General features: G+C 40.6%; 25 protein-coding genes. All 25 read left to right on the top strand.

The features are described from left to right. The first annotated feature begins 12 nt into the window (after positions 1-12). The 25 genes from NG795_RS23820 (at position 13) to NG795_RS23700 (ending at position 22,861) form a co-directional block, all read left to right on the top strand. Complete coding sequence (locus NG795_RS23820) at positions 13-480, top strand: DegT/DnrJ/EryC1/StrS family aminotransferase (RefSeq protein ID WP_367291113.1); 468 nt, start codon at positions 13-15, stop codon at positions 478-480. A gap of 67 nt (positions 481-547) precedes the next feature. Then, on the top strand, positions 548-2,365 hold the full coding sequence (locus tag NG795_RS23815) for an ABC transporter ATP-binding protein (protein WP_367291112.1): 1,818 nt from the start codon (positions 548-550) through the stop codon (positions 2,363-2,365). A gap of 58 nt (positions 2,366-2,423) precedes the next feature. Continuing rightward, positions 2,424-3,431, top strand: coding sequence for an NAD-dependent 4,6-dehydratase LegB (locus NG795_RS23810; RefSeq protein ID WP_367291111.1), 1,008 nt, complete (start codon positions 2,424-2,426; stop codon positions 3,429-3,431). A gap of 13 nt (positions 3,432-3,444) precedes the next feature. After that, positions 3,445-4,620, top strand: a complete 1,176-nt coding sequence (locus tag NG795_RS23805; protein WP_367291110.1) for a LegC family aminotransferase — start codon at positions 3,445-3,447, stop codon at positions 4,618-4,620. Continuing rightward, entirely contained in the window at positions 4,617-5,786 is a 1,170-nt protein-coding gene (gene neuC / locus NG795_RS23800; protein ID WP_367291109.1) for a UDP-N-acetylglucosamine 2-epimerase, read from the top strand. Before NG795_RS23805 ends, neuC begins: the two co-directional genes overlap by 4 nt. Position 5,787: 1 nt before the next feature. Then, positions 5,788-6,861: an N-acetylneuraminate synthase gene (gene neuB, locus NG795_RS23795; protein WP_367291108.1), complete on the top strand. Its 1,074-nt coding sequence runs from the start codon at positions 5,788-5,790 to the stop codon at positions 6,859-6,861. Between the two features lie 106 nt (positions 6,862-6,967). After that, entirely contained in the window at positions 6,968-7,171 is a 204-nt protein-coding gene (locus NG795_RS23790) for a type II toxin-antitoxin system HicB family antitoxin (RefSeq protein ID WP_367291107.1), read from the top strand. A 65-nt stretch (positions 7,172-7,236) separates the two neighbouring features. Continuing rightward, the gene (locus tag NG795_RS23785; RefSeq protein WP_367291106.1) at positions 7,237-7,878 is read left to right on the top strand and encodes an acetyltransferase; all 642 of its coding nucleotides are present in this window, start codon (positions 7,237-7,239) and stop codon (positions 7,876-7,878) included. Positions 7,879-7,982: 104 nt separating this feature from the next. Next, positions 7,983-9,320 (top strand): N-acetyl sugar amidotransferase, encoded by a 1,338-nt coding sequence (locus NG795_RS23780; protein ID WP_367291105.1) that lies wholly within the window; start codon positions 7,983-7,985, stop codon positions 9,318-9,320. Continuing rightward, positions 9,317-10,087: an imidazole glycerol phosphate synthase subunit HisF gene (gene hisF, locus NG795_RS23775; protein ID WP_367291104.1), complete on the top strand. Its 771-nt coding sequence runs from the start codon at positions 9,317-9,319 to the stop codon at positions 10,085-10,087. The genes NG795_RS23780 and hisF overlap by 4 nt, the downstream gene beginning before the upstream one ends. Further along, a complete protein-coding gene (hisH, locus tag NG795_RS23770) occupies positions 10,074-10,718 on the top strand; it encodes an imidazole glycerol phosphate synthase subunit HisH (RefSeq protein WP_367291103.1) in 645 nt (214 codons plus the stop codon). The genes hisF and hisH overlap by 14 nt, the downstream gene beginning before the upstream one ends. A gap of 11 nt (positions 10,719-10,729) precedes the next feature. Continuing rightward, entirely contained in the window at positions 10,730-11,764 is a 1,035-nt protein-coding gene (locus NG795_RS23765) for a nucleotidyltransferase family protein (protein WP_367291102.1), read from the top strand. Positions 11,765-11,771: 7 nt separating this feature from the next. Next, positions 11,772-12,422: an LbetaH domain-containing protein gene (locus tag NG795_RS23760; protein WP_367291101.1), complete on the top strand. Its 651-nt coding sequence runs from the start codon at positions 11,772-11,774 to the stop codon at positions 12,420-12,422. Between the two features lie 8 nt (positions 12,423-12,430). After that, a complete protein-coding gene (locus NG795_RS23755) occupies positions 12,431-13,351 on the top strand; it encodes a Gfo/Idh/MocA family protein (RefSeq protein WP_367291100.1) in 921 nt (306 codons plus the stop codon). Further along, positions 13,348-14,049 carry an acylneuraminate cytidylyltransferase family protein gene (locus NG795_RS23750; RefSeq protein WP_367291099.1) on the top strand — a complete coding sequence of 234 codons (702 nt, stop codon included), beginning with the start codon at positions 13,348-13,350 and terminating at the stop codon, positions 14,047-14,049. Before NG795_RS23755 ends, NG795_RS23750 begins: the two co-directional genes overlap by 4 nt. After that, on the top strand, positions 14,050-14,877 hold the full coding sequence (locus NG795_RS23745) for an SDR family oxidoreductase (protein ID WP_367291098.1): 828 nt from the start codon (positions 14,050-14,052) through the stop codon (positions 14,875-14,877). It abuts the gene before it with no gap. A 107-nt stretch (positions 14,878-14,984) separates the two neighbouring features. Beyond that, on the top strand, positions 14,985-16,187 hold the full coding sequence (locus tag NG795_RS23740; protein ID WP_367291097.1) for a hypothetical protein: 1,203 nt from the start codon (positions 14,985-14,987) through the stop codon (positions 16,185-16,187). A gap of 5 nt (positions 16,188-16,192) precedes the next feature. Further along, positions 16,193-16,729 (top strand): class I SAM-dependent methyltransferase, encoded by a 537-nt coding sequence (locus tag NG795_RS23735; protein WP_367291096.1) that lies wholly within the window; start codon positions 16,193-16,195, stop codon positions 16,727-16,729. Then, positions 16,726-17,313, top strand: a complete 588-nt coding sequence (locus NG795_RS23730) for a class I SAM-dependent methyltransferase (protein WP_367291095.1) — start codon at positions 16,726-16,728, stop codon at positions 17,311-17,313. The genes NG795_RS23735 and NG795_RS23730 overlap by 4 nt, the downstream gene beginning before the upstream one ends. 137 nt (positions 17,314-17,450) lie before the next feature. Further along, positions 17,451-18,386 carry an NAD-dependent epimerase/dehydratase family protein gene (locus NG795_RS23725; RefSeq protein ID WP_367291094.1) on the top strand — a complete coding sequence of 312 codons (936 nt, stop codon included), beginning with the start codon at positions 17,451-17,453 and terminating at the stop codon, positions 18,384-18,386. Beyond that, the gene (locus NG795_RS23720; RefSeq protein ID WP_367291093.1) at positions 18,364-19,605 is read left to right on the top strand and encodes a glycosyltransferase; all 1,242 of its coding nucleotides are present in this window, start codon (positions 18,364-18,366) and stop codon (positions 19,603-19,605) included. Before NG795_RS23725 ends, NG795_RS23720 begins: the two co-directional genes overlap by 23 nt. 14 nt (positions 19,606-19,619) lie before the next feature. After that, on the top strand, positions 19,620-20,402 hold the full coding sequence (rfbF, locus tag NG795_RS23715; protein WP_367291092.1) for a glucose-1-phosphate cytidylyltransferase: 783 nt from the start codon (positions 19,620-19,622) through the stop codon (positions 20,400-20,402). Then, positions 20,387-21,466 carry a CDP-glucose 4,6-dehydratase gene (rfbG, locus tag NG795_RS23710; RefSeq protein WP_367291091.1) on the top strand — a complete coding sequence of 360 codons (1,080 nt, stop codon included), beginning with the start codon at positions 20,387-20,389 and terminating at the stop codon, positions 21,464-21,466. The genes rfbF and rfbG overlap by 16 nt, the downstream gene beginning before the upstream one ends. After that, positions 21,459-21,908 carry a dTDP-4-dehydrorhamnose 3,5-epimerase family protein gene (locus NG795_RS23705; RefSeq protein WP_367291090.1) on the top strand — a complete coding sequence of 150 codons (450 nt, stop codon included), beginning with the start codon at positions 21,459-21,461 and terminating at the stop codon, positions 21,906-21,908. The genes rfbG and NG795_RS23705 overlap by 8 nt, the downstream gene beginning before the upstream one ends. After that, entirely contained in the window at positions 21,905-22,861 is a 957-nt protein-coding gene (locus NG795_RS23700; protein ID WP_367291089.1) for an NAD-dependent epimerase/dehydratase family protein, read from the top strand. Before NG795_RS23705 ends, NG795_RS23700 begins: the two co-directional genes overlap by 4 nt. The last annotated feature ends 4 nt before the right edge of the window (positions 22,862-22,865 follow it).

Here is a 22,865-nt window from a genome sequence, read left to right as displayed (position 1 = left end):
TCAAAATGAGAAGTGCTGGCATGGGGCAAAAAAAAGTATCATAATGAGGTTTTGGGATATAATGACCTTCTGGATACGTTGGAATCGGCAATTTTGCGGGTGACGTTGCTCTATCTGGAACAGTGGAATGAGGGCAGACGCAGGGGGGCTAAAGCTTGCAATGAGTTATTCGTGGATATGGCGGGGATCATCACTCCAGAGTTGGCGGATGGTCATGTGTTCCACCAGTACACGGTTTGGGTGTTGGATGGGACACGAAATAAGTTAAAGGAGTATTTGGGTGAACAGGGGATTGGCTCAATGATTTATTATCCTGTCCCGCAAGACCAGTTACCTGTTTATCAGGGGCAGTATCCAAAAATGCCAGTAAGTGATTTGCTAGGTACTGAGGTGTTGAGTTTACCAATCTGTCCTGAGTTGGAACAACATAATATTAATTTAATGAGTAATCTTTGTAAAACCGGATTATTACTAGATTAAAAGATAGTTGATTCTGACTCTAATTTTTTTGTGAGACTACCCAGAAAGCATTGCATTAGCCAAATTAATGAAATTTTTACAAAAATTCCTCTATTTATTTACAACTAGAGAACGGTGGCAAATTGCCGGACTTTTTCTGCTGATTTTGATTGGGGCTGGCGTTGAGACTTTGGGCGTAGGTTTGGTTCTGCCCTTTATTTCTCTGCTAGAAAGGCCCCAGAGGGTTGAAGAAGCAGGACTTTTGAGATGGGTTTATCAAGCGGTTGGCGAACCAGAATTGCGGCAGTTTTTAATCTGGGCGGGTTTAGGATTTATCGGCATTTATTTACTTAAAAATGCTTATCTAACGGGGCTTACTTATTTACAGTGTCGTTTTATTTATGATAAACAAGTTGAACTATGTTCTCGTCTATTTCGTGCCTATTTATATAGTCCCTATCCATTTCACTTGCAGCGCAATAGTGCGGATTTAATTCGTAATCTAACTTCTGAAACAGGAGTTTTTTTTAATAGCGTTTTAATACCCGGATTATTGGCACTGACTGAAGTAACCATTCTGGCTTGTATTGCTTTATTTTTATTGATTGTCGAGCCTGTGACTTCTCTGGCAGCGGCAGGAGGAATTGGCCTAGCAACTATGAGTTTTTATCGGGTGGTTCGCCTGAAGTTAAGTGAGTTGGGTGAGGCTCGTCAATACCACTATGGACAGGTGATTCGGACGATTAATCACGGGTTGGGAGGGGTTAAAGAAGCGAAGGTGTTAGGGCGAGAGCCATTGTTTATTGAGGAGTTTGAAAAGCATAATATTTATTCTACTCGGGCCTTACAGTTTTATCAATTGATGAGTCAATTGCCTCGGTTTTTTATTGAGTCCATAGCCATCGTAGGTTTGATGTTAATTGTGGTGTCAGTTTTGGCTCAAGGGAGAAATTTAAGTGCGGTAATCCCTACTTTGTCTTTATTTGCAGCAGCCGCTTTTCGCTTGATGCCGTCCATTAATCGGATTTTGAATTCAGTTACAGCGATTCGTTTTAGTTCTTCTAGCGTTTATGTTCTTTACCAGGATTTGATGGAACTAAAACCAGTGCTAGAAAATTCGCACTTAGGTGAATCTCGCAAACTCGCTGAAGTGCAGCCCGTTTTAGAAACCGAGATCGCATTACAGAATGTGTTCTATCGTTATCCTGGAGCCAGTGATAATTCCCTCCAAAGGGTGTCTTTAACCATTCCTAAAGGAAAATCCGTGGGCTTTGTGGGGTCTTCTGGGGCTGGGAAAACCACGATTGTGGATGTAATTCTAGGGCTATTGCCACCCACTCAGGGGCAAATTTTAGTGGATGGTCGAGATATTTATGACGATTTATCCGCTTGGCAGCGGTTGATTGGTTATATTCCCCAAAGTATTTATTTGTGTGATGATACTTTACGAAATAATATTGCCTTTGGGATTCCTGAAAAGGAGATTAATGAAGGTTGGATTGAGGCCGCAGTTAAATCAGCCCAGTTGACTGAGTTATTAACAAGTTTACCCGAAGGTTTGGATACTTTGGTCGGAGAACGAGGGGTACGCCTGTCAGGGGGGCAACGGCAGCGGGTGGGGATTGCCAGAGCGTTGTATCATAATCCAGAGGTATTGGTGATGGATGAGGCAACGGCAGCTTTGGATAATCAGACTGAGGCTGGGGTAATGGAATCCGTGGAGAAGTTGAGTGGAGAGAAAACCTTGATTATGATTGCTCACCGTTTAAGTACCGTGAAAAATTGCGATCGCCTCTATTTTATGAGTCAGGGACAGATTATAGATTCAGGAACTTATGACGAATTATGTCAACGCAATCAAGAATTTCAGATTATGGCTCAAGTAGTTAGTTCAGCCAAAAATTAACGGCTCAATCAATTATTGTTTTTGATAATAATAAATATTTCGTCATGAGGAAAATCAGTTGATTTATAAAAAGAAAGTATTAGTTACGGGTGCAGATGGTTTTATTGGCTCTCACTTAACAGACGAATTGGTGAGGCAGGGTTATTCTGTAAAAGCTTTTGTTATTTATAACTCCTTCAATTCCTGGGGGTGGCTAGACCATTCTTCAAAAGATGTTGTAGACAAGTTGGAAGTATTTTCTGGCGATATTCGCGATCCTTATGGGGTTAAGGAAGCAATGAAAGGGTGTGATATCGTATTACACCTAGCAGCATTAATCGCTATTCCTTATTCATATCATTCACCCGCAACTTATGTGGATACGAATGTAAAAGGAACGCTAAATGTAGTTCAGGCAGCGAGAGAACTAGGGGTTGAGAAAGTCGTTCATACTTCAACCAGTGAAGTTTATGGCACGGCTCAATTCGTTCCCATTACAGAAGACCATCCCTTACAAGGTCAGTCTCCTTACTCAGCGAGTAAGATAGGGGCTGACCAAATTGCTATGTGTTTTTACCAGTCTTTTAATACTCCGGTATCAATTATTCGTCCTTTTAATACCTACGGCCCGCGACAGTCAGCCCGGGCAGTTATTCCTACGGTGATTACTCAGATTGCTAAGGGAGCAAGGAAAATCAAGTTGGGTGCATTGCATCCCACAAGGGATTTTAATTATGTCAAAGATACAGTTCGAGGATTTATTGCCATAGCTGAGTCGGAAAAGTCCATTGGCGAAGTGATTAATATTGGCAGTAATTTTGAAATTTCTATTGGTGATACGGTACAGATTATTGCAGAGGCAATGGGTGTGGAGATAGAAATAGAGACCGATGAGATTCGTTTACGTCCTGAGAAAAGTGAAGTGAATCGTTTATGGGCAGATAATACAAAGGCTAAACAGATTGTGGGGTGGGAACCCTTATATGGTGGGCGTGAAGGATTTAAGCGCGGTTTGGCAGAAACGGCAGAATGGTTTATGAATCCCGCAAATTTGGCTGGCTACAAAAGTGATCGCTACAATATTTAAGGGGATTTGAAGAGTGGACAAAATAGAACAGGATTTTTTACACGCGATGCAAACTGTCTTGGGACAGCCAAATACTTTTGTGCCACTCCACGAACCTGAGTTTATCGGCAATGAGTGGGAACGGGTCCAAGATTGCCTTGATTCTACCTTTGTTTCATCCGTCGGCAAATATGTCGAGCGCTTTGAAGTTATGCTGGCGGAATATACAGGGGCAAAGTATGCTGTAGCCTTAGTAAATGGTACGGCAGCCCTGCATATCGCTTTATTGTTGGCAGGGATTAGACCCGGAGATGAGGTATTAATTCCGGCTTTATCTTTTGTGGCTACAGCAAATGCGGTGTCCCACTGTGGAGCCATTCCCCATTTTATCGATAGTGAATTTGAAACCTTGGGGATAGATCCTCATGCTTTGAATGACTATCTCAAGCATTGTAGCTTGTCTAGTTCAGAGGGATTAACGAATCGATTTACAGGACGGCGGATCGCTGCTGTTGTGCCTATGCATACCTATGGTCATCCGGTAGATATGACATCTTTGATTGATGTGGCGAATCGTTATCATTTGCCGGTGGTAGAAGATGCAGCGGAATCTTTGGGCAGCAGGCATCAGGGGCAACACACGGGAACTTTTGGGGGGTTGGGAACATTAAGTTTTAATGGTAATAAGGTGATTACGACAGGAGGAGGGGGAGCGATTTTAACCAATGATACAGAATTGGCTCAACAGGCTAAACATTTGACCACAACTGCAAAACAGCCTCACCGTTGGGAGTTTTTTCATGATCGCATCGCCTGGAATTATCGCTTGCCTAATTTGAATGCTGCCTTGGGATGCGCTCAGATGGAACAATTGCCTGATTTTTTGGCTCGCAAACGCTTGTTAGCCCAGCAATATCAGGACGTATTTAGAGATATTGAGGGAATAGGTTTTGTAGTTGAGCCTTCAAACAGTCAGAGTAATTATTGGTTAAATACTCTGCGGTTAGAACAGCCAAGTGTATCAGTCCGTGATCGCCTCTTAACCGCTGCTAATGATGCAGGTTATCAATGTCGTCCCACTTGGACATTACTGCATAAGCTGCCCATGTATGCTGATTGTCCCCATGCTCCCTTACCTGTTGCAGAGCAGTTGGAAGCGAGTTTGATTAATGTACCTAGTAGTGCAAAACTTGCGGGGGCTGAAACATGACTTCACCGCGCACAATCTGTATTGTCACAGGAACCAGGGCTGACTATGGTTTGCTGTACTGGCTCATTAAAGAAATTGCTGATGATAATGACTTACATTTACAAATCATCGCTACGGGGATGCACCTTTCTCCTGAGTTTGGTTTGACCTATCAGCAAATGGAAGCGGATGGTTTTAGCATTGATGCCAAGGTGGAAATCCTCTTGTCCTCTGATACACCTGTGGGAATTGCGAAATCTCTTGGTTTGGGAGTCATAGGCTTTGCTGATGTTTTAGAGCGGCTACAACCTGATATTTTGATGGTGTTGGGCGATCGCTTTGAAATTCTCGCCGCAGCCCAAGCGGCAATGTTAGCTAGAATTCCCATAGCTCATATTCATGGGGGAGAAACCACAGAAGGCGCATTCGATGAGCAAATTCGCCACGCCATCACTAAATTTGCCCACTGGCATTTTGTCGCCGCAGAGCCTTATCGTCAGCGAGTGATTCAACTGGGAGAATCTCCCGATCGCGTGTTTAACGTTGGTTCTCCAGGTCTAGACCATCTTCAATATATGGACTGGCTCGATCGCCCTACTTTAGAGGAATCACTAGGGCTGAAACTGCGATCGCCCATCTTCCTGGTGACTTATCATCCGGTTACGCTAGATAAACAGTCTCCGTCAATCCCCATGCAGGAGCTATTGGTGGCTCTAGATCGTTTTCCAGAGGCAACTGTCATTCTGACCTATCCTAATGCTGATACAGGGGGGCGCGTTTTGATTGAGCATATTGATCGATGGGTGAAGCACAATCAACATCGAGCGAAAGCTTTTATTTCCCTGGGTCAACAACGGTATCTAAGCCTGATGGGTCAAGTGGATGTCATTATTGGAAATTCTTCTAGTGGATTTACAGAAGCGCCAGCCCTGAAAAAAGCAACCGTGAACATCGGCGATCGCCAAAAGGGTCGTCTCAAAGCCAAATCAGTGATTGATACGCCAGAACGAAGCCAGGATATTGTGGCGGGCATTCACCGCGCCCTATCTGAGGAGTTTCAATTGATGCTACCCTTAGTCAAATCCTTATATGGAACAGGAAACGTGAGTCAGCAAATCAAGGAAAAACTAAAAGCTGTTCCACTGCAAACCCAAAAAGCCTTTTTTGATATTGAGCATAATTTCTAAAATGTCCACATTTATCATTGCAGAAGCAGGGGTTAATCATAACGGCGATCGCCATCTCGCCCAACAACTGATTGATATCGCTGCTGATGCAGGGGCAGATGCCGTTAAATTCCAGACTTTTCAAGCTGATCGTGTGGTGAGTCGTCATGCACCCAAGGCTGAGTATCAAACTCAAACGACAGGGAAAACGGTAAGTCAATTAGAAATGATCCGTCAACTGGAATTGAGCACGTCGGATCACGAGGTTTTAATCAATCATGCTCAGTCCAGAGGTATTCAATTTCTCTCAACCCCCTTCGATGTTCCCAGTTTACATCTCCTGACACGAGATTTTGGTTTAAAAACGATTAAAATTCCCTCTGGAGAAATTACTAATGCCCCTTTTTTACTAGCAATCGCCCGTTCTGCTGAAAGGGTCATCCTCTCAACGGGAATGAGTACCTTAGCGGAAGTGGAGGCAGCTTTAGGGGTCTTAGCCTTTGGTTTCACGAGGGATAAAGCTATTCCCCAGCGGGGAGACTTTGAGCAAGCTTTTGCTTCATATCAAGGACAGCAGGAGTTGCGCGATCGCGTCACCCTCCTCCACTGCACTACTGAATATCCAGCCCCCTTTGCGGAGGTGAATTTACGGGCGATGGATACTCTGGCAGCAGCTTTTGGGCTTCCGGTGGGTTATTCTGACCATACTCCGGGGATTCACGTTTCCTTAGCTGCTGTGGCACGAGGTGCTAAAATTATTGAAAAACACTTTACGAGCGATCGCAGTCTCCCAGGTCCCGACCATCAGGCATCCTTAGAACCCCGCGAATTAAATCAGCTAGTGCAACAAATTCGGGAAATTGAGCAAGCATTAGGGGATGGGATTAAACGACCTACAGCCTCAGAGTGGAAAAATCGATATGTTGCCCGTAAGAGTTTGGTGGCAGCTAAGGCGATCGAGGCTGGTGAAGTAATTACAGAAGAAAACTTAACTTGTAAAAGACCAGGGACAGGAGTTTCTCCTTTTAGCTATTGGCAAACAATTGAGCAAGTAGCAACCCGAAATTACGATATAGATGAAACTCTTGATGTCTGAATCTGTTTTTCCCTATTCACCCAAAAGATTTTACACTAACATCAGTTCAAGTAAAAAATAGATATGACCAATAACAGCAAACAAATTTATAATTACACCGTGATTCTTGAACTTGAATAAGGAAGAAGATGGCGGCTATCATGCTTTTTGTCCTATTCTCAAAGGCTGTCATTCTCAAGGAGACACTTTTGAAGAAACAATTGACAATATTACAGAAGCTATTGAATTATATCTTGAAAGTTTAAAAGCAGATAGTCAACCTATACCTAAAGAGGGTTTAATTTTTAAATCATTGAGTATTTTATGGTGAGCAACTTTACTACAGTCAAAGCGAAAGAATTTATTTGAGAAATTACTCTAGCGATGAAACCTTAGATGTCTGAATCCGTCTATATTTTAGGTCCAGGTGGTCACGGGCGAGTTGTTTTAGATGCACTACTGGCTAACGGGATTCAAGTGACAGGTATTCTCGATGCCAATGCCCAACTCTCAGGGCAACTACTCGGAGTTCCCATTTTAGGGGGAGATGAATATTTAGATGGTGTAACAATTGCTAAAACATTTTTAGTGAATGGCTTGGGTGCTAATCCTAAAATATTCAAACGCCGAAATATATTTACTGTTATGAAAACACGGGGATTTACATTTAAGTCATTTAAACATCCATCAGCAATTGTGAGCAGTGCCATCAGTATGGGAGAGGGGTGTCAGGTTATGGCTGGAGTCGTTATCCAAGCTGGAGTGACTCTGGAAGAGAATGTAGTCATTAATACAAGAGCCAGTATCGATCATGACTGTATGATTAGCTCCCACTCCTTTATTGCTCCTGGGGTAACGCTGTGTGGCAATGTCACGGTCGCCTCATCTACTTTTATTGGCGCAGGTGCCGTAGTAATTCCCAATATTAATATTGGAGAAAACGCAATTGTTGGCGCAGGTTCAGTAGTGACAAAAACCGTTCCAGATGGTTGGATTGTCGCAGGAAATCCTGCGGTTAAGATTGGGGTCAATGACTAATGACTAAAGCGAATTGGAAAGATATCGTTATTTCTCCTGAAACATCTTTGGGAGAGGCAAGTAGATGAATTTGAAAATTGAACTGTAATCAAAAAAAGGTCAAAATGAATATAATTTCTTATCCTTCTGCTGTTGATCTATCTCGTTTTGGTAAGGAGCAGACGAATCCAGACGTTTTATATGGATTGCCCCCTGAAGTTAAATTCTGTAGGAAATGTGTAATTTCTAATCAGCGACCCAACTCTGCGGTTGAGTATCAACATACCAAAGAGACCAAAAAGAAAACGATTAACTTCGATGAAAACGGAGTTTGTGATGCTTGCAATTTTACCGAACGCAAGAAGCATAGTATTGATTGGACAGAGCGAGATAAACAATTAAGAGAACTTTGCGATAAGTTTCGGAAACCTGATGGTAGCTATGACTGTATCGTTCCAGGATCGGGAGGTAAAGACAGTTTTTACGCTGCTCATATCCTCAAAAATGAATATGGAATGCACCCATTAACAGTAACTTGGGCTCCCCACATTTACACTCAGTGGGGCTGGAAAAACTTTCAATCCTGGATTCATGCCGGATTAGATAACTACTTAATGACTCCTAATGGTCGAGTTCATCGATTGCTAACTAGACTTTCTACAGAATTACTCTTTCATCCGTTTCAAGCCTTCATGTTCGGACAGAAGTCATTAGCCCCTAAAATGGCTCTTCTATTTAACATTCCACTGGTCTTTTATGGTGAAAATGAAGCAGAATATGGCAATCCCATCACTGATACGGACACGGCGCAACGAGATTGGGCATACTTTTCCGCATCGAATCAGTCTCAGGTGTTCCTGGGAGGAGTTTCTGTTAGTGATTTAAAAGAACAGTTCGGGTTAGATCAAAATGATTTACAACCATATTTGCCAGCCGATCCCAACCAATTGGCAGAGAAAAAAGTAGAAGTTCACTACTTAGGATACTACCTAAAGTGGCATCCGCAAAGCTGTTACTACTATGCAGTACAGCACGGTGGATTTCAGGCATCACCAGAACGGACACCTGGCACATACAGTAAGTACAACAGCATTGACGATCGCATTGATGACTTCCACTATTACACAACAGGAATTAAATTTGGTATTGGTAGAGCCAGCTATGATGCGGCTCAGGAAATTCGTTCGGGTGATATAGAACGAGAGGAAGGAGTCGCTTTAGTAAAACGCTTCGACCATGAGTTTCCCGAACGCTTTGCCGATGAAATTTTTCATTACCTCAGTCTTTCTGAAAAGGAATTCCCCATTGCCAGCAAAATGTTTGAACAACCAATCATGGATCGAGTGTATTTTCAACTTTTAACCGATCATTTTCGCTCGCCTCACCTGTGGTATCACGAAAATGGTGAATGGAAGCTCCGCCACGCGGTTTGGCATGAAAAAAAGGTTGCAGTAACCCCATGAGAAAAATTCGCCTGATTGCCCGCCTAGATGTCAAAGGGCCTAATTTAATCAAAGGTGTCCACTTGGAAGGCTTACGGGTGATTGGATCGCCTAGTGAATATGCTCAACGCTACTACCAGCAAGGAGCAGACGAATTGCTTTATATGGACTGTGTTGCCAGTCTGTATGGTCGTAATAATCTGAGCCATATTGTTGAAAAATCTGCCCAAAATATCTTTGTTCCCATAACTGTTGGTGGTGGTATTCGCTCGGTAGAGGATGCCACTCACTTATTACGTTGCGGAGCCGATAAGGTTGCTGTAAATACCGCAGTTGTTGCTAATCCAGACTTAATTACGGACATTGCTCGTCGTTTTGGCAGTCAATGTATGGTGCTTTCCATCGAAGCCAAACAAATTGCTCCTGGACGTTGGGAAGTTTATACTGATAATGGCCGTGAGCGAACGGGACTTGATGTTATTGATTGGGTGAAAAAAGGAGTATCTTTAGGGGCTGGTGAAATTCTGCTCACATCCGTAGATCGAGAAGGAACTCGTCGAGGATTTGATATTCCATTGGTTAAAGCCGTTACCCAAGAAGTGTCCGTTCCAGTGATTGCCAGTGGAGGGATGGGTACGCCCGACCATTTGATTGAAGTCGTACAGAACGGGGAATCTGATGCCGTGGCAATGGCTGATATTTTGCACTATCAGCGTACTACCATCGGTGAAATTCGCAGGGTAGCTGAATCATCTGGGATTGAGGTCAGACGTTATGAAAGCTCCTGAAGTTACAGTTATTGATTACGGTGTAGGTAATCTTCTCAGTGTTCAACGTGCTTTAGAGCATTGTGGTGCAGAAGTTTATACTACTAACCAACCTTCCGCCATTTTGGCAGCCTCACGAGTAGTGTTACCTGGGGTAGGGGCATTTGGTAATGCTATGGCTGAGTTAAAAAGATTACAGCTTGTCGAAGTGATTCAGGAGGTTGCCCAGGAAGGCATCCCTTTGCTAGGGATTTGTTTGGGAATGCAGTTACTTTTAGACGAAAGTGAAGAATTTGGACTGACTCAGGGGTTGGGCTTAATTCCGGGTCGTGTTATACCAGTGCCTCATACTTCAACAACTGGTCAGCCTCAGAAAATTCCCCATATTGGTTGGAATAATTTGGTTTTGTCTCCAAGCAAGTCAACTTGGCGAAATACCATACTTGAAACAGTCGCTCCTGGAGAATCTACTTATTTTGTTCACTCCTTTATGGCTAATCCGCTGGATATCAATCATCGTATTGCTGACTGTATCTATGGAGGAGTAAACATATCAGCAGTTATTGGTCGAGAGAACCTTTGGGGTTGCCAGTTTCACCCAGAAAAAAGTGGTGAAGCGGGGCTAAAGATATTAAGGCAGTTTTTAGCATAGGATTTTCGTCAATGAACGACTGGAAAAAAGTTGTTGTGAGGCGTGAGACGCCATTGAAAGAGGCGATCGCCAAAATAGATAGATCGGGGCTTCAATTGGCAGTGGTTTTAAACTCTGACGAAACCCTTGCTGGTGTGTTGAGTGATGGGGACCTTCGTCGTGCCATATTAGCAGGAAAGAGTCTGGATGTTAGTGTTTCCGAGGTGATGAACCCTCAACCTACTGTAGCTCCGGCTTCTATGCCTCGTAGCAAAATGTTACGATTAATGCGCCGCTTGGTGATTCACCATTTACCATTGGTTAATGCAGAACATCAGGTGGTCGGTTTAGCGACTCTAGACGACTTAATTGGTGTAGTCGAACGCCCTAACTGGGTTATTATTATGGCAGGAGGTTTAGGAACTAGATTACACCCATTAACACAAGAATGCCCCAAGCCTCTGTTAAAAGTGAGGGGCAAGCCTATTTTAGAAATGATTGTGGAGAGTTTTGCAGAACAAGGCTTTAAGCAGATATTTTTATCTGTGAACTACAAGGCAGAAATGATCCAAGAATATTTTGGGGATGGCGATCGGTGGGGCGTACAAGTTAATTACATCCATGAAAAAGAGCGTTTAGGAACGGCTGGAGCCTTGTCTCTGTTACCAGAACGACCTACCACCCCCATGATTGTAATGAATGGGGATATACTAACTCGCACCAGCTTTGATAGTCTACTCAAATTCCATGAAGCACAAGATGCTGTGGCAACGATGGCCGTTCGCGAGTATGATTTTCAAGTGCCTTATGGTGTAGTGCGGATGGATGGTACAAAAATTAAGGCGATTGAAGAGAAACCTTTACAGCGTTTCTCCGTCAATGCAGGCATCTATACATTAAGCTCAGAGGTTTTAGAGTATATTCCTAAGAATACTTTTTTTGATATGCCAACATTATTTGAACATTTAATTTCTACCAATCAAGCAACTGCTGCCTATCCATTAAGAGAATATTGGCTTGATATTGGCAGAATGAGTGATTTAGAAAAAGCTAATCAAGAAACCTAAAAAGGTTATGATCACCAGCCTAACCATTGATCAACTTGAAAACTACCTGCTATCATCGATTAGCAATCACATCCCTGATGGATGGACTGGTTATTCGTTAAAACAGTTTCTGAAAGATGCGATGGATCGAATTGATTATTGTTTTTCTCATATTCACAGGAAGTATTATCGAAATGAAGGGAAAGTAGTATTTAACCACCTCAATACAGATCATATGGCATCGCTACTATACTTCTTAGGAAATACAGTATGGCAAGCTACAGGTGATGAAGAACTTCCAACGCGCTTGTTCTACTTAAATAAGATATTGCATAGTCTTGATTTATACTTTTCAGTTCAAATGCCAAAAGTCTTTATGTTGGTACACCCTGTTGGTACAGTAATTGGCCAAGCGGAATATAGTGATTACCTCGTTATCTATCAAAACGTTACCATTGGTTCTGACGATGGTCTTTACCCAAAACTGGGTAAGGAAGTTATCTTTTATGCTAAAAGTAGTCTCGTGGGAAACTGTCATGTAGGTAACAATATTGTTTTCGGATCAAACTCTTTCCTTATTAATACAGATATACCGGACGACACTATCGTAGTTGGCCGGTATCCAAATCATAGATTTAAGCCTAATTCAGTTTCTGTATGTTCGCGCGAGTGGAATTGAGATCAGGAATGAAAGTTTTAGTGGTTGGTTATGGTTCGATTGGACAACGCCACGTTATTTTACTAAAAGAGTTGGGCTGTAAGGTCGCTGTAGTTAGTCGTCGCTCAAGTGATTGCTTCCCGTGTTTTTCTAATTTGACTAATGCTTTAACTGATTGGCAGCCGAATTATGTGGTCATCGCCAGCAGAACCAGTGAGCATTATGAAGATATTAAAGTTCTTATTACAAACAATTTTAATGGGTCAGTTTTAGTAGAAAAACCGTTATTTGATACAAATATTCAAATACCAAAACATAATTTTTATCGATCTGCTGTTGCTTACAATTTACGTTTTCATCCTTTATTAAAGAAGCTAAAAAAAATATTGGAATCTGCGTTAAACGTAGTAACAGTTACTATCTATGTCGGTTCTTATCTACCTTATTGGCGATCAAAAACAGACTATAGAACCAGTTATTCTGCTCATCGCCAAGCAGGAGGCGGTGTACTTAGAGACCTTAGCCATGAGTTAGATTATGTCTTATGGTTGTTTGGGTCTTGGAGACGGTTAACAGCACAAGGAGGAAAATTTAGTTCATTAGAAATCGATAGTGATGATGTTTACTCAATACTAATGGAAACGGATTGTTGTCCGTTAGTTTCTATTCATATGAATTATCTCGATAAAGTACCACGTCGAGAAATTTTTGTTAATACAGATAGCCATACAATACATATTGATTTGTGTCAAAACACAATGAAAATTAATGGAGATGAGGAAGCTATCTCGTTAGAAAAAGATGCAACTTATCGATCAGAACACCAAGTTATATTAGATTTAGATAGCAATCTTGCTACATTATGTAGTTTTGAAGAAGCTAGAGAAACTTTATTCACAATCGAAGCGTCTGAACAGGCAGCAATCTGTCATACTTGGATTGAGCGATGAAACGAATCTGTACTATTTGTGCTCGTGGCGGTTCAAAAGGAGTCAAAAACAAAAATATTCGTGATTTGCTAGGACAACCCCTGATCGTCTATACTCTCAGGCAAGCACAAGAATGCCAGTTGTTCGATATAATTGCTATGAGTAGCGATTCGCAAAAGATTCTCGACATTGCTCAGAATTACGGTGTAGATATATTAGTAAATCGTCCTCCCGAACTGGCTACCGATCGGTCAGCTAAAATTCCCGCTATTCAGCATTGTGTGGAGGAAGTAGAACGACTTAGTGGGCAAAAGTTTGATGTAGTAGTTGATCTAGATGCTACTTCACCTTTGCGTTTGCCCGAAGATATCCAAAGTGCTGTTAGCCTACTAGAAACTGAAAAAATTAGTAATGTGATTACAGGAACTCCATCTAGAAGGTCTCCCTATTTTAATCTAGTAGAGTTAGGTCGTGATAGTGTAGTGCGCTTATCCAAGCCATTGAATCAACCAATCGTTCGTCGGCAAGATTCTCCAAAGTGTTTTGATATGAATGCTTCAATTTATGTTTGGCAGCGAGATGTGTTATTTAACGCAACCACAGTATTTAATCCTGATACTCGGCTTTTTCTGATGCCAGAGGAACGTTCAATCGACATTGATAGCGAACTAGATTTTGAAATTGTTGAACTTTTGATGAGGAAAAAATCAATTCATTAAATGAGTAAAATTTCTTATCGAAGCTTATTCGATTTAACAGGCCAGGTTGCTGTTGTCACTGGAGGCGCTGGAATTCTAGGTCAGCATTTTTGTGCTGGACTTGCTGAATCTGGTGCTAAAGTAGCTGTGGTGGATTTACAGGAAGCCAAGGCAATTGAACTAGCTAAAAAGATTAGAGATGATTACTCAAATCAGGCGATCGGAATAGGTTGTGATGTATCTAAATCTGAATCTGTGCAGGCGATGGTTGAGCAAGTTATTTCTGAGTTTGGCGAAATTAATATCTTGCATAATAATGCCGCAGGTAAATCTGAGGATCTTAATGCTTTCTTTGCTTCCTTTGAAGATTACAGTTTGGAACAATGGCGACAAATTATGTCAGTCAACCTTGATGGAATGTTTTTAGTGGCTCAGGCGATCGGTAAACAAATGGTCACGCAAGGTAAAGGAGGTAGTATCATCCAAACGGCTTCAATATATGGAGTGATCGCTCCAGATCGTCGGATTTATGATGGTTCATTTTATCTAGGTCGCCAGATTGATAGCCCAGCAGTTTACAGCGCATCTAAATCTGGAGTTATCGGGCTAACAAAATATTTAGCCGCTTATTGGGCAGACCAGAAAATTCGTGTCAACACTCTCACCCCTGGCGGGGTAGAAAGCGGTCAAAATAGTGAATTCAAACAAAAATATTCAGCCAGAGTACCTTTGGCTCGAATGGCAAAGCCAACTGAAATGGTAGGAGCTTTACTATATTTAGCATCAAAAGCTTCAAGTTATGTCACAGGTCAGAATATAATTGTGGATGGTGGTTTAACTACTTGGTAACAAAATTTGAACAATTGAAGTGATCAGTGAAAAATGAACCAAGGTTAAATCACAACGGTCTAATTTATAGAATCGTTGAAATTTAACTAATATTATAAATAGTAAACATGATTAAATCAAGACTAAATTCACTATCCGATAATAAAATTTTAATTGCTCTACTTTTGGGTGCGCCTTTTACTGAACAAAACTATGAAAGAATAGGTATTCCATACCTAAAACATAAATTCAATGTGGTTGTTCTTGACTGCAACACTTGGCTCAGGAGTGGATTTAGTGAATTGAAATTCAGTGAGTATGACTATCCATATTTAATTAAAATATCGAGTGCTAAAGAATTTATAGATGTCATTAGTCAAATAAAACCTAACTATGCAATTGACTTTCTTGGTCTGGGCAGATATACACGGTTTATCCAAGAAACCCTAAAAATATATGGGGTAAAGTTTGTTGTTCAGAAGACAGGTGCTTTACCTGCTCCTTCTAAGAAAAATAGAATAATTCAAGGTTTAATTAAGAATCCAAAAAACCTAATCTTCCAATTAATGAATAAGTTGGTGATGAGTAGAAAGGAAAATAGACCATTGCCACCCGATATTTCTTTATTGGCAGGGGCTAAAACCCGGGATTATTGGACAAATCAATCTAAAAATATTCTCTGGATAGCATCTAGAGATTACTACAGCTACAAGAAAGTTAATTCGGAATCAAAAAATAATAATTTATTGGCTTTAGGTGATTATATATTATTTATTGATGATGCAATCACAGTGGCTAGTGATATCAAATTATTGGGAATATCACCAGCCATGAAACCAGAAGATTACTATAATTTATTGCTACAAGCCTTCAATAATATCGAAAAATTAGTGGGCTTACCTGTAGTAATAGCAGCTCACCCATCTACGAAATCACTAAACCAATATGAAAGTTTTTTCGGGGATAGAAATGTCTATTTTGGCATAACACCAGAACTTTGCTGTCACAGCAGCCTAGTTTTATCACATATTTCAACAGCTTTGTCTTATGCTATTTTGTGGGATAAGCCGATTATTATACTTACATCTAAAGAACTAGATCGGTCATCTTGGGGAGTTGAAATGAGAGAATGGAATATTCAGCTAAATTGTCCATTACTATTTATGGAAGCATCTCAAAAACAATACACTGATGCTTACCAAAAAAGTAAAAACATTGATAAAAATAAATATAAATTATATATCAACAACTATATCAAAACCGACGAAGTTGTTGAAGAAGAACCTTGGGAAGAATTTTCACGTTTTATTCAAAAAAATAATTATTTTTAAGTATTATGACTTATAAAGTTCTTGATGTGGGTTGCGGGAATCGGAAGAGAGCAGGGGCGATCGGCATAGATATCAATCCTCGATCGCAAGCTGATGTCATCCATGACTTAAATATAACTCCTTATCCATTTGAAGAATCTATATTCGATGAAATATATGTTGATAATGTACTAGAGCATCTCAATGATGTAATTAAAACACTAGAAGAACTTTACCGTATTGGAAAACCCAATGCCTTAGTTAAAATCATTGTTCCATATTTCAGATCGCGCTGGTCTTGTATCGATCCAACTCATAAGCACTTTTTTTCAGCAGATTCAATGAGCTATTTCGATCCAGATCATATTCACTGCAAGCTTTATGATTACAGTTTGGCTCGATTTAAAATTGAAAAGCGAATATTTAATGAAACTCTGAAAAATAGCATTTTAAAAAAAATAATTTTGATGATTGCGAATTGGAAACCAAGTGCTTATGAGTGGTATTTGTCACATCTATATCCTCTTGATGATATTACCTTTTATTTAAGAGTATGCAAATGAAAAAGCCTTATTTGTCACCATTGAGGCCAATTTTTATTGTTGAATATAATTTACACAGACAAATCTCAAAAGCGGTAGATAAAGTCATAAAATCGGATCAAACAGGAGAAAGATGGCTGGATTATGGTTGCGGAAACCGCCCTTATGAGTATTTGTTTAGTGGAAAAGCAGAATATATTGGGATAGATGTCGAAGTTTCTGGTAGAGATAAGACATTAAAATTAGCAGATTACCATTATGATGGCCAGAGAATTCCTGAGAAAGATTGCTCTTTTGATGGAATTTTAACTACGCAAGTTCTTGAGCATGTGGTTGAGCCTGAAACCTATTTAGTGGAAGCTTTTCGAGTTTTAAAACCTGGTGGAAACTTAATTTTATCTGCACCATTTGTTTATCAAGAGCATGAACAACCGTATGATTTTTATCGATTTTCTAGCTTTCAAATTATTAAAATGCTTACTAAAGTAGGATTTGAAGTAGTTGAGTGTAAAAAAACAACTTGTGGGCTGGAAGCTATTGCTCAATTACTTTCAGTGTGGTGCATATCTAATCTTCGACCCCCAATCAGGGGGGGACTCGCCTAGTTTCATTACTGCTTTGTTTTCCTATCCAAATGTTCGGAATATTTTTACAAAAAATATTTCCAGATTCAGGAGAATTATTCCTAGATGTGGTTGTGATTGCGAAAAAAATCAATTAATGTTTTTTGGTTAGAGGGTATTTGCAAACATTTCTTATTACTGGTGCAACAGGTTTTATTGGAACCACATTAAGAAAGCGATTGATAGATTCGGGCTATAAAGTTGTTGCATTAACTCGCAATCCATCTTTTCGCTCTTCTTCCGATCATGTAGTAGTAGATTTGCGCGATCGCGATGCTTTGAGCGAGGCTATTAATTGTGTCAAACCCCATGTTGTCTTTCATCTTGCGGCAGACAAAACTAGATTCTTCGGAGACTATTCTGGTTTTAAAAAAAGTGTCGAAGTAAATCTGCTCGGCACAATGAATCTAGTGGAAAGTTGTCTTAAAACTTCTCAAGTGAATCGATTTATCATGCTTGGCACCTGTGAGGAGTATGGAAATGGGCAAGCTCCTTTTCAGGAGAATCAGCGAGAGATGCCAATATCATCGTATTCATATTCTAAGACGGCAGCAACTCATCTGCTTCAAACTCTTCATCGAACAATAGATTTTCCAGCGGTTATATTGAGACCAACGATAGTGTACGGAGCTGGACAGGGGCGAGATATGTTTTTACCAGCCTTAATTGAATCCCTTCTCTCTGGCCAAGTGTTTAAAATGACTCATGGAAATCAAAGCCGAGATTATATTTATATTAACGATCTTGTTGAAGCTTGTTGTGCGGCGATCGAGTCTGATGTAATTGGACAAGTTATTAACATTGGCAGTGGTCGTGCTTTGCCCATTCGTGAAATTGCTCTTCTGGCAGCATATTTAATTGGTAATGAAGCAGATAAATTACTAGATTTTGGGGCTTTACCTGAGCGAAAAAATGAGATCAGAAATTATTCAGTAAATTTAGAAGCCGCCACCCAGTACCTTCGGTGGCGACCGCAAGTAAGTCTAGTGGAAGGTCTAAGATTAACAATTGAAAGTTACCGCAAGTATTTTTATGAAAATTCATTATCATTCTGACTGTCTATTCTTTGCTGGTTGTGAAAAAATGTTAGTTAATTTCTGGCTCAACGATAATCTCAGAAAAAAGTATAAAATTAGCTTTAGTTACAGAAAATCAAAACAATATGAACAGGGTTTATATGCCCATCTAGATCCTGATTTTTTAATTATCCCCTTGAAATTACCTCCCCTGAACTGGCCTAGCAATCATTTTCTTCCACCCTTCAAAATTATTTCTAAAGCGATACGCTTTACCTATCGTTTTCTTTTGGGAAGATTTGTATTCTTTCTCTATGAAGTTTGGACGTTTTTTTGTTTATTTAAAAAAATCAAGCCTGATATTGTCCATTTGAATAATGGCGGATATCCTGCTGCAAGAACAGTTCTATCGGCTGCCATAGCTGCTCGTCTAGCAGGATGTCAATCAATCATAATGGTAGTCAATAATCTTGCTGTTCCTTATAACACGATCGATCGATGGCTAGACTGCTTATTAGATAGATGGGTAGTGCAATCTACTACCCAATTTATTACTGGTTCTGTTGCTGCATCTGAACGACTTGCATCTGTTTTACAACTTGATTCATCTCAAATTGGATCAATTCATAATGGTATTAGTTTACGAGAGATAAAAGAAACCAAGGAACAAGTAAGAAAAAAACTTGGCTTGACAAGCAATTATTCAGGAGTAGTGTTTGGTGTTGTTGCGTTAATGATCGAGCGAAAAGGACATAAAATCCTTTTTGAAGCCATAGAAATTCTCAAGAAACATCATCAACATCTAGGAGATGACTTGATTTTGTTTCTAGAAGGCAACGGTGATTTAGAGAAAACACTTAGAAACATTGTTGATCGGAAAAGACTTAACGACGTTATCAAGTTTATCGGAAATCAAGAGAATGTTTTTGATTTTATGAATGCGATAGATGCTTTGATTCTACCTTCTATAGATAATGAAGACTTTCCCAATGTTACTCTGGAGGCAATGGCATTAGGAAAAGCAGTAATTGCTACTGAGTTGGCAGGTACACAGGAACAAATAGTTGATGGAGAAACTGGTTATCTGGTTCCCCCCAAAAACTCAAAAAAATTAGCTGATGCAATTCAAAGCCTGTTGAATGATCGAGAACTTATCTATCGTATGGGAAAAGCTGGACAGAAGCGTTTTGAAGGCTACTTTTCTGCTGAAATTGCTGTAGATAGATATCTGAATCTTTATCAATCACTACACAAATAATTGTATAAAAATACATGAAAACTGTTATTCTTTGCGGTGGCTATGGCACTCGAATCCGTGATGTTAGTGACGATATTCCTAAACCAATGATTTCCATTGGCGGTCTACCGATTCTTTGGCACGTTATGAAATATTATTCTAGCTATAAATTTAAAGATTTTATTCTTTGCTTGGGTTATAAGGGGCATTCAATTAAGCATTTTTTCTTGAACTATGAAGCTTATACTCGTGATTGTACGGTTACTCTGGGAAGAAATACATCAATTGAGTTTCATATTAGTCACCAGGAAACAGACTGGCGGATTACGCTGGCAGAAACTGGGTTGGAAACAATGACAGGGGGTAGGATTCGGAAAATTAAAAAATATATAGAGAATGACGAAAATTTTTTATTAACTTATGGGGATGGAGTGAGTAATGTCGATCTCCATGCTTTGCTGGCATTTCACCAAAATCATGGCCGAATTCTAACCGTTACAGGAGTTCGTCCACCCGGTCGTTTTGGGGAACTGATGGCTGACAAACAAGGTTTAGTGACGGAGTTTAATGAAAAGCCACAGGCGACAGAAGGAAGGATTTCGGGTGGTTTTTTTGTCTGTCGGCGTGAGTTATTTGATTATTTAGACGATCGCGACAATCTTGTGTTTGAGCAGGAACCCATGAAAGCCTTGGTACATGATCGCCAACTTGCAGTTTACAAACATGACGATTTCTGGCAATGTATGGATACTTATCGGGATTGGCAGTTGTTGAATAAGTTGCTAGAGCAGGAGCAAGCCCCATGGTTAATCTGGTAAATACAATTGCATCTCTACGGAGTAAGCGAATATTGCTAACGGGCGATACTGGCTTTAAAGGCTCTTGGTTGGCTCTCTGGCTGGCTGAAGCAGGGGCAGAAGTATATGGCTACGCGCTGCCACCTCTAAGAGAAGAGGATCATTTCAATTTGCTGGGGTTACGCAATCGCATAGACCATTTTGATGGAGATATTCGCGATCGCGATCAACTCAGGCGCTTTTTTCAACAAGCTCAACCTGAATTTGTCTTTCATCTTGGAGCCCAAGCATTAGTACGAGAGTCTTATCAAAATCCGAAAGCAACCTTTGATACTAATATTGGGGGTTCAGTCAACCTACTGGAGTGCGTGCGGGAAACGCCATCTGTGAAAACTTTAATCTATGTGACTTCAGACAAGTGCTATCGCAATCGAGAATGGATTTGGGGCTATCGCGAAAATGATGAACTTGGTGGACGCGATCCTTATAGTGCCTCTAAAGCAGCAGCAGAAATTGTTTTTTCGGCCTATGGGGATTCGTTTTTCGCGTCACGCCCGAATTTTGGCTATGCCAGTGTTCGCGCTGGCAATGTGATTGGTGGAGGTGACTGGTCAAGCGATCGCATTATCCCAGACTGCTTTCGTTCTATTTATCATAATAAGCCAATCGTATTACGCCACCCAAAATCCACAAGGCCGTGGCAATATGTGTTAGAGCCGTTGAGTGGATATTTAACCTTAGCAGGTGCGCTTACAGAGAACCCAAAACAATTTTCAGGGGCTTGGAATTTTGGGCCGCATGGGGAGGCGAACCGTACAGTCAAAGAACTGGCTCAAGCGATGATTGACCTTTGGGGTTCAGGACAAATCAATGTGGCACAGCAGGATAGCGATTGGCATGAAGCAGGACTGCTGCATTTGAATTGTGACAAGTCTCATCATCAGTTGGGCTGGCGACCTCGTTGGAACTTTGAGCGTACTGCAACTGAAACAGTCGATTGGTATCGAGCTTTCTTAGAAGGTCAATCAATTACCCAAAAAAGTATCGAACAAATCCAGCGATATACAGAAACTATTTATGATTAAAGATGTTAAAGTGACACCTTTACGTCAAATACTAGATGAGCGTGGTAAAGTCATGCATATGCTCAAAGTCAGCGATCCGAATTTTCAGCAATTTGGAGAAATTTACTTTTCCTGTATTTATCCGGGCGCAATCAAAGGATGGCATATTCATAAGCAAATGACACTGAACTACGCCGTACTTCATGGGCATATTAAGTTTGTGCTTTATGATGAGCGGCCAGAAAGTCCAACCTATGGAGAGATTCAGGAACTTTTTTTGGGTCCAGACAACTACTGTTTAGTAACCGTTCCTCCCATGATATGGAACGGATTTAAGGGAATTGGAGAAGAAATGGCGATCGTCGCCAATTGTGCTACCATTCCCCACGATCCAGATGAAATCGAGCGTCGCGATCCTTTTGACCCTTCTATTCCTTACCAATGGGAACTTAAGCATCGATGAGAAATTGTGTCTTGATCACCGGAGGATTTGGCTATTTGGGGGGACGGATAGCCGTTAAACTGGCTCAACTGCCAAATTATTTAGTTCGTTTAGGTAGTCGTAGGGGACATTCTCCACCAGTCTGGCTTCCTCAAGCAGAAACAATAGCTATGGATGTAGTTGATCCGTCATCTCTTGCAGAAGCAATGATCGGGGTCAATGCGGTTGTACATCTTGCTGCAATGAATGAACATGAATGTATTGCAGATCCCCAAAAAGCCATTTTAGTTAATACGCTAGGAACATTAAATGTATTGCAAGCTGCGCTTGCAGCTAATGTAGAACGATTTATTTATTTTTCAACAGCTCATGTCTATGGTTCACCTCTCGCTGGTCATATTACTGAAGACATCATACCCAGGCCGATTCATCCATATGCGATAACTCATCATGCTGCTGAAGATTTTGTTCTGGCTGCACATCAAAAACAAGAAATTATCGGTATTGTTGTCCGCTTATCCAATGCATTCGGAACACCAATTCACTTAAATGTTGATCGATGGACTTTATTGGTCAACGATTTGTGCTCACAAGCTATACAGAAGAAGTGTCTTACGTTACATTCATCAGGATATCAAAGTCGAGACTTTATTGCACTTGAGAATGTTGCATTCGCAGTACATCATTGTCTGCAATTACCGATAGAAAATATTGGTGATGGATTATTCAATCTTGGATCTGGAAAATCAAGGACAATATTGGAAATGGCACAACTTATTGCGAACTTGTGTTCTGAGTATTTAGGGTTTTTTCCAAAAATCAAGCGTCCTGAATTCCTCTTTAAAGAGGAATTCAAAAACAATACTCTCTTTTTTGACTCGACAAAATTTTTTAATACTAACTTCAAGGCTTCCAGTTATGACAAGGAAGAAATACTAAATACTTTATCTTTGGTGTCATCAACATACAACTAGACCG

This window comes from Laspinema palackyanum D2c, from assembly GCF_025370875.1.
GTDB classification, from domain to species: Bacteria; Cyanobacteriota; Cyanobacteriia; order Cyanobacteriales; family Laspinemataceae; genus Laspinema; species Laspinema palackyanum.
Note: the sequence above shows the minus strand (reverse complement) of the source record. Positions and strands in the feature narration are given on the sequence as shown.

Bases quoted from the DNA above. Each gene is read 5' to 3' on its own strand.
- neuB (WP_367291108.1), top strand. From the start codon at position 5,788: ATGTCCACATTTATCATTGCAGAAGCAGGGGTTAATCATAACGGCGAT.
- hisH (WP_367291103.1), top strand. From the start codon at position 10,074: ATGAAAGCTCCTGAAGTTACAGTTATTGATTACGGTGTAGGTAATCTT.
- NG795_RS23745 (WP_367291098.1), top strand. From the start codon at position 14,050: ATGAGTAAAATTTCTTATCGAAGCTTATTCGATTTAACAGGCCAGGTT.
- NG795_RS23750 (WP_367291099.1), top strand. From the start codon at position 13,348: ATGAAACGAATCTGTACTATTTGTGCTCGTGGCGGTTCAAAAGGAGTC.
- NG795_RS23720 (WP_367291093.1), top strand. From the start codon at position 18,364: ATGAAAATTCATTATCATTCTGACTGTCTATTCTTTGCTGGTTGTGAA.
- NG795_RS23755 (WP_367291100.1), top strand. From the start codon at position 12,431: ATGAAAGTTTTAGTGGTTGGTTATGGTTCGATTGGACAACGCCACGTT.
- hisF (WP_367291104.1), top strand. From the start codon at position 9,317: ATGAGAAAAATTCGCCTGATTGCCCGCCTAGATGTCAAAGGGCCTAAT.
- NG795_RS23815 (WP_367291112.1), top strand. From the start codon at position 548: ATGAAATTTTTACAAAAATTCCTCTATTTATTTACAACTAGAGAACGG.
- NG795_RS23785 (WP_367291106.1), top strand. From the start codon at position 7,237: ATGTCTGAATCCGTCTATATTTTAGGTCCAGGTGGTCACGGGCGAGTT.
- NG795_RS23780 (WP_367291105.1), top strand. From the start codon at position 7,983: ATGAATATAATTTCTTATCCTTCTGCTGTTGATCTATCTCGTTTTGGT.
- NG795_RS23705 (WP_367291090.1), top strand. From the start codon at position 21,459: ATGATTAAAGATGTTAAAGTGACACCTTTACGTCAAATACTAGATGAG.
- NG795_RS23700 (WP_367291089.1), top strand. From the start codon at position 21,905: ATGAGAAATTGTGTCTTGATCACCGGAGGATTTGGCTATTTGGGGGGA.
- NG795_RS23735 (WP_367291096.1), top strand. From the start codon at position 16,193: ATGACTTATAAAGTTCTTGATGTGGGTTGCGGGAATCGGAAGAGAGCA.
- NG795_RS23765 (WP_367291102.1), top strand. From the start codon at position 10,730: ATGAACGACTGGAAAAAAGTTGTTGTGAGGCGTGAGACGCCATTGAAA.
- NG795_RS23740 (WP_367291097.1), top strand. From the start codon at position 14,985: ATGATTAAATCAAGACTAAATTCACTATCCGATAATAAAATTTTAATT.
- rfbF (WP_367291092.1), top strand. From the start codon at position 19,620: ATGAAAACTGTTATTCTTTGCGGTGGCTATGGCACTCGAATCCGTGAT.
- rfbG (WP_367291091.1), top strand. From the start codon at position 20,387: ATGGTTAATCTGGTAAATACAATTGCATCTCTACGGAGTAAGCGAATA.
- neuC (WP_367291109.1), top strand. From the start codon at position 4,617: ATGACTTCACCGCGCACAATCTGTATTGTCACAGGAACCAGGGCTGAC.
- NG795_RS23730 (WP_367291095.1), top strand. From the start codon at position 16,726: ATGAAAAAGCCTTATTTGTCACCATTGAGGCCAATTTTTATTGTTGAA.
- NG795_RS23760 (WP_367291101.1), top strand. From the start codon at position 11,772: ATGATCACCAGCCTAACCATTGATCAACTTGAAAACTACCTGCTATCA.